Annotated in this window: 13 protein-coding genes and 6 pseudogenes; 9 read left to right on the plus strand and 10 right to left on the minus strand. The window is 48.0% G+C overall.

Annotation, left to right across the window (positions count from 1 at the left end; translation table 11 throughout):
* Positions 1 to 20: 20 nt before the first annotated feature.
* The 3 genes from DXE27_RS05365 to DXE27_RS05375 form a co-directional block, all read right to left on the minus strand.
* Positions 21 to 314, minus strand: coding sequence for a hypothetical protein (locus tag DXE27_RS05365; protein WP_128113202.1), 294 nt, complete (start codon positions 312 to 314; stop codon positions 21 to 23).
* A gap of 12 nt (positions 315 to 326) precedes the next feature.
* A complete protein-coding gene (gene moeA, locus DXE27_RS05370; RefSeq protein WP_128113203.1) occupies positions 327 to 1,592 on the minus strand; it encodes a molybdopterin molybdotransferase MoeA in 1,266 nt (421 codons plus the stop codon).
* 101 nt (positions 1,593 to 1,693) lie between these two features.
* Positions 1,694 to 2,125: an NTP transferase domain-containing protein gene (locus tag DXE27_RS05375; protein ID WP_128113204.1), complete on the minus strand. Its 432-nt coding sequence runs from the start codon at positions 2,123 to 2,125 to the stop codon at positions 1,694 to 1,696.
* Positions 2,126 to 2,149: 24 nt separating this feature from the next.
* Between DXE27_RS05375 and DXE27_RS05380 the strand changes: the two are divergent.
* A pseudogene (locus DXE27_RS05380) lies at positions 2,150 to 2,829 on the plus strand (GTP 3',8-cyclase MoaA); the annotation flags it as partial.
* A 74-nt stretch (positions 2,830 to 2,903) separates the two neighbouring features.
* On the opposite strand, the pseudogene DXE27_RS05390 reads toward DXE27_RS05380, so the two are convergent.
* The 5 pseudogenes from DXE27_RS05390 to DXE27_RS09680 form a co-directional block, all read right to left on the minus strand.
* Positions 2,904 to 3,362 (minus strand): annotated as a pseudogene (locus DXE27_RS05390) (radical SAM protein); the annotation flags it as partial.
* Between the two features lie 900 nt (positions 3,363 to 4,262).
* Positions 4,263 to 5,372, minus strand: a pseudogene (locus DXE27_RS10495) (ribonuclease E/G); the annotation flags it as partial.
* A gap of 8 nt (positions 5,373 to 5,380) precedes the next feature.
* Positions 5,381 to 5,953: pseudogene (locus DXE27_RS05400) on the minus strand (ribonuclease E/G); the annotation flags it as partial.
* 1 nt (position 5,954) lies between these two features.
* Positions 5,955 to 6,593: pseudogene (locus DXE27_RS05405) on the minus strand (ribonuclease E/G); the annotation flags it as partial.
* Positions 6,593 to 7,054 (minus strand): annotated as a pseudogene (locus tag DXE27_RS09680) (S1 RNA-binding domain-containing protein); the annotation flags it as partial. The pseudogenes DXE27_RS09680 and DXE27_RS05405, both read right to left, overlap by 1 nt.
* A gap of 708 nt (positions 7,055 to 7,762) precedes the next feature.
* Between DXE27_RS09680 and DXE27_RS05415 the strand changes: the two are divergent.
* Genes DXE27_RS05415 through DXE27_RS05425 form a run of 3 tightly spaced genes read left to right on the plus strand, consistent with a single transcriptional unit; the run spans position 7,763 to position 10,490 of the window.
* Positions 7,763 to 8,794, plus strand: a complete 1,032-nt coding sequence (locus DXE27_RS05415) for an RluA family pseudouridine synthase (RefSeq protein WP_128113206.1) — start codon at positions 7,763 to 7,765, stop codon at positions 8,792 to 8,794.
* A complete protein-coding gene (locus DXE27_RS05420; RefSeq protein WP_415064445.1) occupies positions 8,787 to 9,452 on the plus strand; it encodes an HAD-IA family hydrolase in 666 nt (221 codons plus the stop codon). Before DXE27_RS05415 ends, DXE27_RS05420 begins: the two co-directional genes overlap by 8 nt.
* 48 nt (positions 9,453 to 9,500) lie before the next feature.
* A complete protein-coding gene (locus tag DXE27_RS05425) occupies positions 9,501 to 10,490 on the plus strand; it encodes a S49 family peptidase (protein WP_128113717.1) in 990 nt (329 codons plus the stop codon).
* Positions 10,491 to 10,587: 97 nt separating this feature from the next.
* Here DXE27_RS05425 and DXE27_RS05430 read toward each other — a convergent pair whose 3' ends face one another.
* Together DXE27_RS05430 and DXE27_RS05435 are read right to left on the minus strand one after the other, a co-directional pair.
* The gene (locus DXE27_RS05430; RefSeq protein WP_231969679.1) at positions 10,588 to 10,875 is read right to left on the minus strand and encodes an SAM-dependent methyltransferase; all 288 of its coding nucleotides are present in this window, start codon (positions 10,873 to 10,875) and stop codon (positions 10,588 to 10,590) included.
* 29 nt (positions 10,876 to 10,904) lie between these two features.
* Positions 10,905 to 11,522 (minus strand): Maf family nucleotide pyrophosphatase, encoded by a 618-nt coding sequence (locus DXE27_RS05435; protein ID WP_128113208.1) that lies wholly within the window; start codon positions 11,520 to 11,522, stop codon positions 10,905 to 10,907.
* Between the two features lie 43 nt (positions 11,523 to 11,565).
* Between DXE27_RS05435 and DXE27_RS05440 the strand changes: the two genes are divergently transcribed.
* From DXE27_RS05440 to fabD, 5 genes are all read left to right on the plus strand, one after another.
* On the plus strand, positions 11,566 to 12,141 hold the full coding sequence (locus DXE27_RS05440; RefSeq protein WP_128113209.1) for a YceD family protein: 576 nt from the start codon (positions 11,566 to 11,568) through the stop codon (positions 12,139 to 12,141).
* A gap of 105 nt (positions 12,142 to 12,246) precedes the next feature.
* Positions 12,247 to 12,426, plus strand: coding sequence for a 50S ribosomal protein L32 (gene rpmF / locus DXE27_RS05445; RefSeq protein WP_011902241.1), 180 nt, complete (start codon positions 12,247 to 12,249; stop codon positions 12,424 to 12,426).
* Positions 12,427 to 12,509: 83 nt separating this feature from the next.
* A complete protein-coding gene (gene plsX, locus DXE27_RS05450; protein ID WP_128113718.1) occupies positions 12,510 to 13,526 on the plus strand; it encodes a phosphate acyltransferase PlsX in 1,017 nt (338 codons plus the stop codon).
* Entirely contained in the window at positions 13,523 to 14,509 is a 987-nt protein-coding gene (locus DXE27_RS05455; protein ID WP_128113210.1) for a beta-ketoacyl-ACP synthase III, read from the plus strand. The genes plsX and DXE27_RS05455 overlap by 4 nt, the downstream gene beginning before the upstream one ends.
* Positions 14,510 to 14,565: 56 nt before the next feature.
* Positions 14,566 to 15,501 (plus strand): ACP S-malonyltransferase, encoded by a 936-nt coding sequence (gene fabD / locus DXE27_RS05460; protein ID WP_128113211.1) that lies wholly within the window; start codon positions 14,566 to 14,568, stop codon positions 15,499 to 15,501.

Here is a 15,501-nt window from a genome sequence, read left to right on the forward strand (position 1 = left end):
ATTGATTGAAGTTTGCGAATTTACTCAGCGTCGATTTCTTCGGGGAGATCGCGCAGGGCTAATTCAATGCCACCGAATTTCCCGGCTACCCAGTTGTAAACCTCGCAAGCAATCCACAACAGGCCAAAACCTAGTAAGGCATTCAGAATTAAAGCGGAGAGCACTGTAAAGCCAGGGATTGCACCGTCACGAATAAAGGCAACAAACAGCGCCAATAAAACGATTGGAACGGAGAAGCAGAGGTAAACCAATACTAAGGTTTTGGCAGTGTGTGCTGGATCTAGAAATACAAGTTCTTTTTTGCTAAGTTTCATAATGACGCAATCTTAAAGCAGTCCATCAAAAAGCGCTATATCCACCCAGTCTCCAGCGGCAATATTTTCTTGGTCATGGCCCAGAATGACAAAGCAGTTCGCCTCACTCATTGAGCGCAAAATGCCCGCTCCTTGGCTGCCAGTAATTTTGACCGTTGGCCTGCCTTCCGCATTGCGCCCCAAGATGGCGCGCTGAAACTCTGTACGCCCAGCTTTTTTCCGAATAGGCTCTACCGAGATGGCCTGCATTAGAGTGGGCTCTGTTTGGCTGGCCCCGTTGAGTTGCAAAAGGGCGGCGCGCACAAATTGATAGAAGGTGACCATTACGGCAACCGGGTTACCCGGCAAGCCAAAGAATAAAGTTGAGCAGGATTTTCCAGGCACTGCTTTGAGTGTCCCAAAGGCCATGGGCCGTCCTGGACGCATCGCAATCTTCCAGAAGCCTACGTCTCCTAGTTCTTGCATGATTTGCTTGGTGAAGTCGGCTTCTCCGACAGACACGCCGCCAGAAGAAATCAATACATCTGCTTTAGTTGAGGCATCAATAAATGCTGCTTTCAGCGAGGAAGGGTCATCACGCACGATGCCGCAATCCACAATCTCCATATTGAGACGGTTGAGCAGTCCGGTGAGGCTATAGCGATTGCTGTCATAAATACTGCCAGACACCAAAGGTTGACCGAGGGCACAAAGCTCATCTCCTGATGACAGGATGACAACCCTGAGTTTGCGTTTTACTGGCAGTGTTGCAATTCCCAATGATGCTGCTAAACCAATATCAGAGGGACGCAATAAACGACCCGCAGCAATCGCGGGCTTTCCCTTTTGTAGATCTTCGCCACGCAAGCGACGGTTATTGCCCGGCTTTAATTGGTTTTGCTGAAATGTAATACTGTGCTGGTCTTGTGTGCTGACGAGCTCCTGAGGAATGACGGTATCGCAACCAGCTGGCATGAGGGCGCCAGTCATGATTTTGAGGCATTCACCAGGGCCGATGCTGCCTTCATAAGGCTTACCCGCCAGGGCGATTCCACTGTCTTTTGTTTCAAGGCACTTGCCATTAAATGCAAAGCCGTCCATGGCAGAGTTATCTGCTGCAGGAACGTCTATCGGCGAAAGTAGGTCTGTAGCCAGAATGCGATTGATTGCTTGATCTAAAGAGACTGTTTCAATCTCAGAAACGCCATCATTGGATGCTGATGTCTTGATGAGCTCATCGACGAGCTTGGCAATCGCTTTTCGTGCTTCATCAACATGTAGTGATGAGGTTAGGAGAATAGGATCGTTTGTTTGGTGAAAGACTCATACGAAGGTTTCCTCCAAATGCTTTAACTCCTCTGGCGTATTGATATTTGCAAAAGCGCTAGCATCCTCAAACATTACTGTGCTGTTGCGTAACTCTTTAAACCAATGATCAATTTTAAGATCCCCTTTTGCAAGGAAGGCTTCCAGTGAGGGCAATACAATACATCGGCGCGCATCAAGCAAAACACGGGCTGCGCCCATACCTTGCCATCCGATTCTGTCGTAGATGCGTAAACAATTTGAAAGTCGCCTTGCTCCATCTCCTGAGTTAGTTTGGCCGCCAGATCTTTTGGGAGCAGTGGCGAATCACAAGGTGTTGTGAGGAGGTAGCGGGTTTTGCATGCTTTGAGACCTACCGAGAAGCCGGCTAATGGCCCTGAAAAGTCGGGTGTCTCATCCATGATCACGGCGTAGCCATAGGCTGCGTACTTCGTGATATTGCGATTAGCATTAATGACAATGGGGCCAACTTGAGGTTTGAGTCGAGTAATCGTGGATTCAATCAAAGGCTTTTATAAGAAAGGGATTAAGCCTTTCTACAAAGATTAACAGTCAGTCTTGATGGTCTAAATGATGATATCTTCAAAAAAATGAATGATGTCGATTTTCCAGTCAACGATGTGTTAGATGGAATTAAAGCCGCCCAAGAAGTTGGTTTTAAAAATATCAAAGTAAACATGGTCGTCAAAAAAGGCACTAATGATCACGAGATCGTTGCTATGGCCAAGCACTTTAAGTTAAGGCTAGCGGCGTCATTCTGCGCTTCATTGAATTCATGGATGTTGGCAGTTCTAACGGCTGGAATATGGAACAGGTACTTCCCTCTAAGGAAGTGATTGCCAGAATTCATGAGCACTTTCCGCTAGAACCCATTGAAGCCAATTACACAGGTGAAGTTGCTCAACGCTGGTGCTATGTGGATGGCTCCGGTGAGGTTGGCGTGATCTCTAGCGTGACTCAAACCTTCTGTCACGAATGCACACGCGCTCGTATTTCCACTGATGGCCAAATGTATCTCTGCTTATTTGCGAACGAAGGATTTGATTTCAAAACCTTACTGCGCTCAGGAAAAAGTGATTTAGAAATTGCTATTGCTGTCATGAATACTTGGGCACAGCGTAATGATCACTACTCAGAGATCCGAGGATCGCAGAAAGCAAACCCATCGACCGGTAATCGCAAGGTCGAAATGTCTTACATTGGTGGCTAATGATTCTGGCTGAGCACATTACCGGTCTTATTTTGGCGGGCGGTCGCGCCCAAAGAATGGGCGGCATTGATAAAGGCTGCTTTTAGCGCAGCAGCCTTCTTGCGCAAGATGCTGCCATTCGTAGTTAAGGTGAGATCTAGTGGTTTGTTTTCTAAAGAGCGAACCTTGGCTAACATCTTAATCAGAATCTCTAGGTTTTTACGAAGTAGTGGCTCTCCACCAGTAAGGCGAATTTTTTCAATGCCTAATGTGGCAAAAATTGAAGTCAGTCTAGTAATTTCTTCGAAGCTGAGCAATTCTTTGTGAGAGAGGTATGGGTAATTTTGATCAAATACTTCTTTAGGCATGCAGTACGTGCAGCGGAAATTGCAGCGGTCCGTTACGGAGATGCGTAGGTCACGTAAAACCCTGCCGCGAGTATCTGTTGTCCGGCCATGAGGCTTGACAAGCTCAGTGCCAATAGACGGCGGCACAAGTCCTTTGCCTTCATCAATGCGAATAGGGATTACTTTTGGAATTGCTTTTTCAACCATGTTCTCAATTATGGCTGTGAAACGGGGTTTCTGCCAAACCGCCAAATATCCTTGTGGGATAAATGACGGTCTGGAGAAAAAGCTTTAGATGGCTTAAACCGTTTTTTCTTGGCCGCCGGTTTCAACTAAAACCATAGGGCCATCAGGAAGGCTAGCTGCAGGCTTGGGCGCTCTGCCTAAGTTGTGAGCAGCAGGCTCTGCCTGGATTTGACTTTGTGCTTCTGCATGCTTTGATGAATCAGTAGCTACCCAGATCATTCCGGCAGACTGGACAACGCTATGCAAAGGCGTTTCTTCAAGTGCCTGGAAGGCAACTTTAGGAAGTTCGGGTGCAGGTTTAGCAATGACTTCTACCGGAGCTACAACTGCAGCAACTGGTGCTGGAGTTGATGCTGCTGGAGAGGTTGATGCAGCAGGAGCAGATCCTTGTGCAGGGCGATTAGATTGACGCGGCGCACGCGGCGCACGCGGCGCACGCGGCGCACGCTCTTGTCGCTCTTGTTTTTCTGCAGCAGGTTTTGCATTGCCAAAACTGTTGGCGATGTTCTGAATCGGCATCGAGGCAGATGCGCCAGCCATACCAATAGGAGCCGGAGCTACAACTGCAGCAACTGGTGCTGGAGTTGATGCTGCTGGAGAGGTTGATGCAGCAGGAGCAGATCCTTGTGCAGGGCGATTAGATTGACGCGGCGCACGCGGCGCACGCGGCGCACGCGGCGCACGCTCTTGTCGCTCTTGTTTTTCTGCAGCAGGTTTTGCATTGCCAAAACTGTTGGCGATGTTCTGAATCGGCATCGAGGCAGATGCGCCAGCCATACCAATAGGAGGGCCTGAAAATGGGCTAGCTGATACAGCTGTTGAAGTGTTGACTGATGTAGGCGCTACATTGTTATTTGCTTCGCCATTCTCAGTGCGCTCACCACGTTGTCCACGACCACGACGCTCTTCGCCTTCGGCGCCAGGAGTTGCTTCGCTGCCTGGAGCTGCTTCAGTAGCTGGAGTTACAGCGGCTGGGTTAGCTTGGTTGCGAGTGCCGTTACGGTTGTTGTTACCGCCTTCAGTAGCTGCACCTTTGGCTGCATTTGCTGCCGGACGCTCAGCGCGATCACCATTGCGATCACCATTGCGATCACCATTGCGATCACCGCGACGATTGCGGCCACGGTTACGGTCACCGCCATTACGGCCTTGATTGCGGCCACGATTATTGCTTGGCGCTGGTTTCTCTTCTGCCGCTGGAGATGAGGAGAAGAGCTTCTTAATGAAGCCAAAGAAACCACCAGAGCTTTCGGTCGCCGCTTTTTCAGCGCGCACAGGGCGTGGCTGACTAATTGGCGCAGGCTGAGTTGGCGTAATACCTTTTACAGTAGCTTCAGGACGTACTTTAACGTCAGCATCCTTTTTGCTCACTGTTGTGTCTGTCTCGAGTTCACGAGCTGCTTCTTCAGCCATTACATAGCTGGCCTTTTGGTCATCCAGACGTGGGTCATCGTGACGTAAACGCTCTAACTTGTAATGTGGTGTTTCTAGGTGCTTGTTTGGAACCATCAAGACGTTCACTTTGAAGCGAGTCTCGATCTTGATAACTTCAGCACGTTTTTCATTCAAGAGGAACGCAGCCACTTCGACTGGAACCTGAGTATGAATAGCTGCTGTGTTCTCTTTCATTGCCTCTTCTTGGATGATGCGCAGAACTTGCAATGCAGAGGATTCGGTATCACGGATGTGGCCAGTGCCGTTACAACGTGGGCAGGTTACATGGCTGCCTTCAGACAAGGCTGGGCGCAAACGTTGGCGGGACATTTCCATCAAACCAAATTTGGAGATCTTGCCCATCTGAACGCGTGCACGGTCATGGCGCAGCGCATCGCGCAAACGATTCTCAACATCTTTCTGTGCTTTGCTCGATTCCATATCAATGAAGTCGATCACGATCAAGCCGCCCAGGTCACGTAAACGTGCTTGACGAGCGATTTCATCGGCAGCCTCTAAGTTCGTGCGAGTTGCAGTCTCTTCAATACGCGTGCACGGTCATGGCGCAGCGCATCGCGCAAACGATTCTCAACATCTTTCTGTGCTTTGCTCGATTCCATATCAATGAAGTCGATCACGATCAAGCCGCCCAGGTCACGTAAACGTGCTTGACGAGCGATTTCATCGGCAGCCTCTAAGTTCGTGCGAGTTGCAGTCTCTTCAATATCGGAGCCACGAGTTGCGCGTGCAGAGTTAACGTCCACAGAAACCAAAGCTTCAGTGTGGTCGATCACGATTGCGCCGCCAGATGGCAATGGCACAGTGCGTGAGTACGCAGTTTCAATTTGATGCTCAATTTGGAAGCGTGAGAACAAAGGCACATCATCTTGATAGCGCTTTACTCTTGGCAAATTGTCAGGCATCACCACAGACATAAATGCTGCAGCTTGTTCGTAGATGTCATCGGTATCGATGAGGATCTCGCCAATATCTGGCTGGAAGTAATCGCGAATAGCGCGAATCACTAAGCTAGATTCGAGGTAGATCAATAGCGGTGCTGAGTTACCTTTGGCAGCTTCATCAATCGCTTTCCATAACTGCATGAGGTAACTTAAGTCCCCGCTTTACTCTTGGCAAATTGTCAGGCATCACCACAGACATAAATGCTGCAGCTTGTTCGTAGATGTCATCGGTATCGATGAGGATCTCGCCAATATCTGGCTGGAAGTAATCGCGAATAGCGCGAATCACTAAGCTAGATTCGAGGTAGATCAATAGCGGTGCTGAGTTACCTTTGGCAGCTTCATCAATCGCTTTCCATAACTGCATGAGGTAACTTAAGTCCCACTGCAATTCTGTCGCGTCGCGACCAATGCCAGCGGTACGAGCAATGATGCTCATGCCGTCTGCTACTTCTAATTGAGTCATGGCTTCACGCAACTCTTGACGGTCTTCGCCTTCAATGCGACGGGATACACCGCCTCCGCGTGGGTTATTTGGCATCAATACCAAATAACGGCCTGCCAGGGAGATAAAGGAGGTGAGGGCGGCGCCTTTTTGGCCACGCTCTTCTTTTTCTACCTGAACAATGATTTCTTGACCTTCGCGCAAGGCATCCTTAATGGATGCATTGCGGACGTCGATACCCTCTTTAAAGTAACTACGGGCAACTTCCTTGAATGGTAAAAAGCCGTGGCGTTCTTCACCGTAATTGACAAAGCAAGCCTCCAGGGAGGGTTCAATGCGGGTAATAACACCATGGCTTCACGCAACTCTTGACGGTCTTCGCCTTCAATGCGACGGGATACACCGCCTCCGCGTGGGTTATTTGGCATCAATACCAAATAACGGCCTGCCAGGGAGATAAAGGAGGTGAGGGCGGCGCCTTTTTGGCCACGCTCTTCTTTTTCTACCTGAACAATGATTTCTTGACCTTCGCGCAAGGCATCCTTAATGGATGCATTGCGGACGTCGATACCCTCTTTAAAGTAACTACGGGCAACTTCCTTGAATGGTAAAAAGCCGTGGCGTTCTTCACCGTAATTGACAAAGCAAGCCTCCAGGGAGGGTTCAATGCGGGTAATAACACCTTTGTAGATATTGCCTTTGCGTTGTTCACGACCGGCAGCTTCGATATCGATATCAATGAGTTTTTGACCATCAACGATGGCAACTCGCAACTCTTCTTGTTGAGTTGCATTAAACAACATGCGTTTCATAACACTCTCCTATGGGGGAGGGCGTCGTTGCGCGCTAGCGTTAGGGGACAAGTTAAGTACCGCTAAGGACTGAGCCTTGTGCGGTTTAAGAGTGTGGTTCATGCAAATCTCATTTTTTGCTTAGTTCACCAAGTTAACGCTTGGTTAATTCGGTGCCACACTTGACGATCGCCGCAGAGACCTCCTTCCTTTAGGTCATCAATGCAGGCGCGCGCCTGAAAACTGTCTTCTAATCGCGGGTCGCGGCATACGGCACACCAACCCTGCGCCTCATTACAACGGGGGAGGGGCGTTAAGTACCGCTAAGGACTGAGCCTTGTGCGGTTTAAGAGTGTGGTTCATGCAAATCTCATTTTTTGCTTAGTTCACCAAGTTAACGCTTGGTTAATTCGGTGCCACACTTGACGATCGCCGCAGAGACCTCCTTCCTTTAGGTCATCAATGCAGGCGCGCGCCTGAAAACTGTCTTCTAATCGCGGGTCGCGGCATACGGCACACCAACCCTGCGCCTCATTACAACGGGGGAGGGGCAACCCCGGGAGTCTATATTAAAGGGCGACTCCAAGCTCCACGATTTAAACCTGACTTTAGGTTGGTCTTGGGCCAATAAATTGGCTAGAGCGTTGATTATATGGCACAAGTTGAATGACAATGGGGTATCGTTGAGTCCCTTGTTATCCTCTGTCGAGGTGGCCAGAGAGATAAATCATGAAACCCGACCCAGTATCCAAGCCAAAAGCAGCCCAAACTAAAGCCCCAGCCGCAGTCCATTTGCAGACTATTGGCCCGGAAGAGGCTGGCCAGCGCTTAGACAACTATCTATTGCGTTGGGCCAAAGGGGTCCCTAAAAGCCATGTTTACCGAATTATTCGGTCTGGCGAGGTGCGGGTGAATAAAAAACGGGCAGAACCCACAACTCGCCTCATTGAGGGTGATGTGGTCCGTTTACCCCCAGTCCGGATTGCTGAGCCATCCCAAATGGCGGCTGTTAATACCGCCCAAACCAAATCTCGGGCGCGAGGCTATTCAGACAAAATGCCCATCCTTTTTGGGGACGAGGCGCTCTTAATAGTGGATAAACCTGCCGGATTAGCCGTGCATGGCGGTTCCGGAATTGCGCTGGGCGTTATTGAAACCTTACGGATTACCCGTCCTGAGCTTAAGTTCTTGGAGTTAGTGCATCGCTTAGACCGAGATACCTCAGGTGTTTTGTTGTTGGCAAAAAAGCGTAGCGCCTTGGTGGAGTTGCATCGCCAAATTCGTGAAGGTCAAACAGATAAGCGCTATTACTTGCTTGCACATGGTGAAATTGTGCAAGGTGCGCAGGTCATGCAACTCAAATATCCATTGCATAAATATCTGCTGCCCAATGGAGAGCGCCGTGTTCGTGTCGACCCAGATGGGTTGCCAAGTCATACTGCTTTGCGCGTCATCAAGTCCATGAAGCGAGAAGATGCAGCTATTACATTGGCTGAGGCGCAATTAAAGACTGGTCGTACCCATCAGATTAGGGTGCATCTACAAAAGTTAGGGCACGCCATTTTGGGTGACGATAAATACGGCTTTGAAGACTTAGACAAACTGATTAAATCAAAACGTTTGTATCTGCATGCCCATCTTGCCGGCTTTACTCATCCACGCACTGGTGAAAAGATGCGCATAGAGTCACCGTTGCCATCAGAGTTTGCTGCCATGATGAAAAACTTCCCACCATTAACTCAAGATGTCTCCAGTGAATAAAGCAGATCGCCGTTATGACCTGATTGTGTGGGACTGGGATGGAACCATTATGGATTCCACGCCAACCATTGTGTATTGCATTCAGCAAGCTTGCCGTGATTTAGGGTTCAAGGCGCCGGACGATACTTTGGCGAGTTCGGTGATTGGTTTGGGTATTCAGGATTCTTTGCGAAGAGCGGTGCCGCGGATTGAGCCGATTCATTTTCAAAAGCTCACCGATCGTTTTCGCTATCACTACCTTGCAAAAGATCATGAGTTAGACCTCTTTGTTGGTATTCGTGAATTACTAGAAAAGCTCCGCGATGATCAGTACTTATTGGGGGTGGCAACTGGCAAATCTCGCGTGGGGCTAGATCGCTCTTTAAAGCATCATCAAATTGGGCATCTTTTCCATGAAACGCGCACGGCAGATGAATCCTTTTCTAAACCGCATCCAGGGATGTTGTTGGAGCTATCGGATGTCACTCAAGTGCCTACTCGGCGCATGCTCATGATTGGAGATACGACTCATGACTTGGATATGGCGGCCAATGCTGGTGTCGATGCGGTAGCGGTTACCTATGGGGCGCATCCACCTGAAACGCTCAAGACCTCGCAGTCATTGGCGCACGTCAATGATGTTGCTGAACTTGCGCAATGGCTTAAACAGAATTTGTAATGTAGTAATTGAATTAGCAAGTAAGCAGGCAAGCAAAGGAATTAAATGATGGAAAACAACTCAAATCCGAATTGGGAGCGTCAGGCTCTTGAGCATTTGTTATTAGAGAATTTAAAAGAGACACGCAAAGCGCGTCGCTGGAGGGTGGTATTGCGCATCCTCACCTTGCTAGTGATTATTGCGGCCTTACTATCTGTATTTGATTTTCATTTGCCAGGTCGTGGCATGAATATGGATATGGATATGGAAAAGCATACCGCTTTGGTAACGCTAGAGGGTGAGATTTCATCTAGTTCAATGGCTAATGCCATGGGCATCAATTCCTCATTGGCAGCTGCATTTGAGAATGAAAATAGTGCTGGTGTTGTCATGAGAATCAATAGCCCTGGCGGCTCTCCAGTTCAGGCTGGAATGATCAATGATGAAGTTCACCGCTTGCGTAAGTTGTATCCCAATAAGCCGTTCTATGTCGTAGTTGAAGATATTTGCGCCTCGGGTGGTTATTACGTTGCTGCCGATCAAATCTTGGTGGATAAAGCGAGCCTGGTTGGATCTATCGGCGTCATCATGGAGGGCTTTACCGGTTTAATGGATAAGTTGGGCGTCACACGTCGCATGATTACCGCGGGCTCCAACAAGGGCATGATGGATCCATTATTTAGCAAAGAAGATCCTAAGCAAGTTGAAATGGTGAAAACCATGATTGATGAAATTCATCAGCAATTTATTGCAGCAGTTAAAGAAGGACGTGGTGCTCGCTTAAAAGAATCTACTGATTTATTCTCTGGCCGCATTTGGAACGGCGAGCAAGCTGTGAAGATTGGTTTGGTGGATGGCTACGGCACAGTGGATACAGTGGCGCGTGATGTTTTCAAGGCGCCAGATGTGCTTGACTACACCATGAAAGAAAACTTTGCGGAGTGTGTTGCTAAGCGCTTTGGTGCCGAGGCTGGTGCCGCTGCTGGTAAGGCTTTAGTAAAAACGCCAGACCTCAGTAAGTCAGCAAAAATCAGGGCTCAACAGAGCTTATCAAGTTAGGCCAACAGTAGAAATACAGTTGGCCTATTTTGTAATGAGGCGCATGCAGCTTCATTCGGATAGCGCTTGCGCCAGTCCGCAATCGACAGCGTTGTAATCATTTCAGACTCAGATCTACGCCAAGACAAAGCAAGCTTTGTGGCGCTAAAGAATTTAAACAGGCCATCAGCATCGCAGTAATTTCTTGAATTGAGCAGGCCAATGGAGAAACGCTGTCAATCGATTTTAATAAAGCACGCGCTGTTTTTGTGTCTTCCACAATCCAGTATTTTAGTTTGGCCGATTGCGCAATAGTTTCGCTAGGAAGCACCCATGGTAATTGCTCGACACGAGCATCATCACCTAGGGTGTTGGGAACTAAATAAAGAGTGCCAAGCTTTGTCATGAATGATGTTTTCTGTTGATTGCTTCTTTTTACTGCTGAGTATTTTTTGGCGGGATTGCAAAACCTGCATCACGCAATAAGCCGGTTAAAGCAATAAGCGGTAAGCCAATTAGCGCAGTGGGGTCATCACTCTTAATAGATTCGAGCAGGCTGATTCCAAGGCCTTCTGACTTGGCGCTACCTGCGCAATCATAAGGTTCTTCTGCAAGCAAGTAGGATTCCAAAACGCTATCGGGAAGTTTGCGAAAAGTTACTTCAGTAGGAACACACAATGTAGTTTGCGTATTCCCCTTCATTAAGCATAGTGCCGTTTGAAAAATCACCGATTGACCGCGCATGAGTTGTAGTTGGGCTAATGCTCTTTCAAAATCACCTGGCTTACCAATAGCGGCACCACAAAGATCAGCAACTTGATCGGAGCCAATCACCCAGGCATCGGGATAATCTTTTGCAACAGCCGCTGCTTTAGCGTGTGCGAGACGAAGCGCTAAATCAAGAGTGCTTTCGCCGGTGAGCGGTGTCTCATCTACCTTTGGTGAAATCACTTCAAATGGAATGCGCAGACGCTCTAAAAGTTCGCGACGATATTTGGATGTAGAAGCCAAGATGAGGCTTGGATTTTGGGACGCATTGGTGGAGGTACTCATGTTTAGCTGTGCTTTCTAGTGCGCCTTCATTTAGACTGATGCTATGAATCGTAATCAAGTTTTACCTCAAGTCGAACTATCTGCCGAGCCCAGCGCTTTAAAAAAGGTGGATTTTTGCGCCCCACAATCCTATAAAGGGTCTGGTTTTTTAAGCATCCCAGACTTGCCAAGGGTGGCTGAGGGGGCTTCTGTCATCAATCCTGGGGATGGCTTTGATTGGTCTGTAAGAACCCATTTTGAAGATTCTCCAGGTAGCGAGCCACGCCAAATTTTGGATTTAGGTCTAAAAGGCCATCTACACCTGGTTTGCCAGCGCTGTTTACAAGATTGCGCGGTAGATTTTGACGAAAGTCGTCGATTTATCCTGGTGTCTACAGAAGAGGAGGCTGATTCCCACCCTCTGGAGGATGAGGAGCAAGAGCCACTGGTCGTTAGCCAGCATTTCAACCTCCTAGAAACTATAGAAGATGAGATTTTGCTGTCTTTACCCTTGATTCCTAAGCACCCAGAGGGATTTTGTGAGCCTCACGCCTCAACCTTTGGCGATGAGGGGGTGGAAGAAGCTTCAAATGAGCGTGAAAATCCCTTTAACATTTTGAAAAATATGAAGAAAAACTGAAATCAGGGGTTCTGTTTTAGCTGTTGTTTTGAGTGCGGTTTGTCGATAAATCAAGCATTTACATGCTTTTCCATGCTAGAATGTCGCCTTGCTTAGGAGTTCAATATGGCCGTTCAACAAAACAAAAAATCACCTTCCAAACGTGGCATGCATCGTGCGCACGACTTTTTGACCGCACCTGCTACGGCTGTTGAAGCCACAACTGGTGAGGCTCATTTGCGCCACCACATTTCACCAAACGGCTACTATCGTGGTCGTAAAGTTGTTAAAACCAAAAACGACTAATTTTTTAGTCAAAACAGATAGAAGCGGCTCCAGTAAAAGCCGCTTTTTTCTTGGATAAATCACTTGCAGCAATCAATGAGTTTATGAGCGTTACTCTTGCTATTGATGCCATGGGCGGAGATCATGGAGTCGTCGTGACGGTTCCAGCTGCCTGCGATTTTTTAGAAAAACATTCTTCTGATGTGAAGATTGCCTTGGTGGGTGATCCAGATTTAATCAAGCAAGTCTTGAGTAAATCCCCAAAAGCTCCGATGGAGCGAATTCAAATTATTCCCGCGAGTGAAGTTGTGTTGATGGATGATCCCATCGAGGTGGCTTTGCGTCGTAAAAAAAATTCTTCAATGCGCGTTGCGATTGAGCAAGTGAAAGAGGGTGCTGCTGATGCAGTGATCTCTTCCGGCAATACCGGTGCGTTGATGGCGATTTCTCGCTACATCCTGAAAACCCTTGAGGGCGTTGACCGTCCAGCCATTGCTACTGCCATTCCTAATGAGTTGGGGCGCGGTACCACTATGTTGGATCTCGGTGCAAATGCAGACTGTGAGCCAATGCACTTGGTTCAATTTGCTCAAATGGCGAACGTTATGGTGCAGGTTGTTGATGGCAAACAAAACCCTTCAATTGGCCTCCTGAATATTGGCGAAGAAGTCATTAAGGGCAATGAAGTTGTTAAGCAAACTAGTGAACTTCTACGTCAAACCAATTTAAACTTTTACGGCAACGTAGAGGGCAACGATATTTTTAAGGGCACGGCCGATATTGTTGTCTGCGATGGATTTGTTGGTAACGTGGTTCTCAAGGCAAGCGAAGGTTTAGCAAAAATGATGAGCGGCATGATTCGTGAAGAATTTAATCGTTCGTTGCTAACTAAATTGATGGCTATTTGCGCAATGGTGCCTTTGCTTAGAGTGCGCAAGCGTGTTGATCATCGTCGTTATAACGGTGCGGTATTGTTGGGTTTACGTGGCTGCGTCATTAAGAGCCATGGAGCTGCTGATCGCTTTGCGTTTGGCTTTGCCTTAGATCGCGCTTATGAGGCGGCTAAAAATCGCATGGTAGAACGTATTGCTGCAGCCTTTGTGGTAGAGACAAAAGTATGAGCATCTTTGCAAGAATCGCCGGAACCGGAAGCTATCTTCCGGAAATGCGTTTAACAAACCAGGATTTGGTTGAGCGCTTAGCTAAAACAGGTTTGGAAACCAGTGATGAATGGATTACCACTCGCAGTGGTATTTCTGCGCGTCACTTTGCCGCTGAAAATGAACTCACTAGCGATCTCGCAGTGAAAGCTTCTCAAGCTGCTTTAGCGAGCGCCGGCATTACTTCTGAGGATTTAGATCTCATTATTTTGGCCACTTCTACGCCAGATCATTTGGGCGGCTTTCCAAGTACCGCTTGTGTAGTGCAAGATAAGTTAGGTGCACACACTTCTTGTGCTGCTTTTGATGTCCAGGCAGTATGTGCTGGCTTCACTTATGCGCTCGCTATTGCTGATGCGTTTATTCGTTCTGCAACCTATAAAAAAGTATTGGTGATTGGTGCGGAGACTTTTTCGCGCATCCTAGACTTCCAAGATCGTGGCACCTGTGTTTTATTTGGTGACGGTGCAGGCGCAGTAGTGCTTGAGGCTTCGAAAGAACCAGGCATTCTCTCTACTGCCTTGCATGCTGATGGAAGCCAGCGCGACATTTTGTGTGTCCCAGGACGATCTGGCAATGGCAAGGTACATGGTTCCCCATTCATGACCATGGATGGTCAAGCGGTATTTAAATTGGCTGTGAAGGTATTGGAGCAAGTGGCGCATGAAGCGCTCGAGAAGGCCAACCTTAAGCCAGAGCAAATCGATTGGTTGGTGCCACACCAAGCCAATATCCGCATCATGGAAGGAACTGCCAAGAAGATGGGTATGTCCATGGATAAAGTCATTGTGACAGTCCATGAGCATGGCAACACTTCTGCGGCATCCATATCATTGGCCTTAGATAGCGGTGTGCGTTCTGGCCAAATTCAACGTGGCCAACATCTCTTATTAGAGGGTGTTGGCGGCGGATTTGCTTGGGGTGCTGTAGCTCTCAAGTATTAAGAACTTATTATTTCTTTTTATTCATTTATTAGTTTCTTATTTAGCGAATTAATCTCATGACATTTGCATTTGTATTCCCAGGCCAAGGTTCCCAATCAGTGGGCATGCTCAATTCGATTTCTGAGCGCCCAGAAGTACGCGCAACATTACAAGAAGCTTCTGAAGCTTTGGGTGAAGACGTTGCCAAATTAATTGCCGAAGGCCCTGCGGAGGCTTTGTCCTTGACTACCAATACTCAGCCAGTCATGTTGACTGCTGCTGTAGCGTTTTATCGTGCTTGGTTAGCTGCTGGTGGTTCTGCCCCTAAGGTCATGGCTGGTCATAGTCTTGGTGAGTACTCAGCATTAGTAGCATCAGGCGTAATTTCATTTAAAGATGCAGTGCCATTGGTGCGTTTTCGTGCTGAGGCAATGCAAACTGCAGTGCCTGTTGGTACTGGCGGCATGGCTGCCATTCTGGGTTTAGATGATGCAACCGTCATTAAAGTTTGTGCTGAAGCTAGTGCTGCCTCTGGTGGTGTTGTAGAGGCGGTAAATTTCAATGCACCAGGACAAGTGGTGATTGCAGGTGCTAGTGATGCTGTTGCTAAAGCGTGCGAGTTATTAAAAGCTGCTGGCGCTAAGCGAGCCTTACCTTTGCCAGTTTCTGCGCCGTTCCATTCATCCCTATTGCAACCAGCCTCTGAAAAACTCAAAGGCTACTTGGCAAATATCGAATTTAAAGCTCCAACTATTCCTGTGATCAATAACGTAGATGTAGAAATCTTGAATGATCCTGCTGCGATTAAAGATGTATTGGTGCGCCAAGCTGCGAAGCCAGTGCGCTGGCAAGAAACTATTCAGGCAATGGCTAGTCAAGGCATCACTCAAGTAGTGGAGTGTGGTCCTGGCAAAGTATTGGCTGGCCTGACTAAGCGTATTAATGATCAAGTTACCGGTGTGCCAGTATTTGATGAAGCTAGCTTGATTGAAGTTCTAGTAAGTCTTAAATAA

This window comes from Polynucleobacter necessarius, assembly GCF_900096755.1.
GTDB lineage: Bacteria > Pseudomonadota > Gammaproteobacteria > Burkholderiales > Burkholderiaceae > Polynucleobacter > Polynucleobacter necessarius_K.

Coding starts and splice junctions, on each gene's coding strand:
- DXE27_RS05365 (WP_128113202.1), bottom strand. CDS start 314: ATGAAACTTAGCAAAAAAGAACTTGTATTTCTAGATCCAGCACACACT.
- DXE27_RS05415 (WP_128113206.1), top strand. CDS start 7,763: ATGAAACCCGACCCAGTATCCAAGCCAAAAGCAGCCCAAACTAAAGCC.
- DXE27_RS05425 (WP_128113717.1), top strand. CDS start 9,501: ATGGAAAACAACTCAAATCCGAATTGGGAGCGTCAGGCTCTTGAGCAT.
- DXE27_RS05430 (WP_231969679.1), bottom strand. CDS start 10,875: ATGACAAAGCTTGGCACTCTTTATTTAGTTCCCAACACCCTAGGTGAT.
- DXE27_RS05435 (WP_128113208.1), bottom strand. CDS start 11,522: ATGAGTACCTCCACCAATGCGTCCCAAAATCCAAGCCTCATCTTGGCT.
- DXE27_RS05440 (WP_128113209.1), top strand. CDS start 11,566: ATGAATCGTAATCAAGTTTTACCTCAAGTCGAACTATCTGCCGAGCCC.
- rpmF (WP_011902241.1), top strand. CDS start 12,247: ATGGCCGTTCAACAAAACAAAAAATCACCTTCCAAACGTGGCATGCAT.
- plsX (WP_128113718.1), top strand. CDS start 12,510: ATGAGCGTTACTCTTGCTATTGATGCCATGGGCGGAGATCATGGAGTC.
- DXE27_RS05455 (WP_128113210.1), top strand. CDS start 13,523: ATGAGCATCTTTGCAAGAATCGCCGGAACCGGAAGCTATCTTCCGGAA.
- fabD (WP_128113211.1), top strand. CDS start 14,566: ATGACATTTGCATTTGTATTCCCAGGCCAAGGTTCCCAATCAGTGGGC.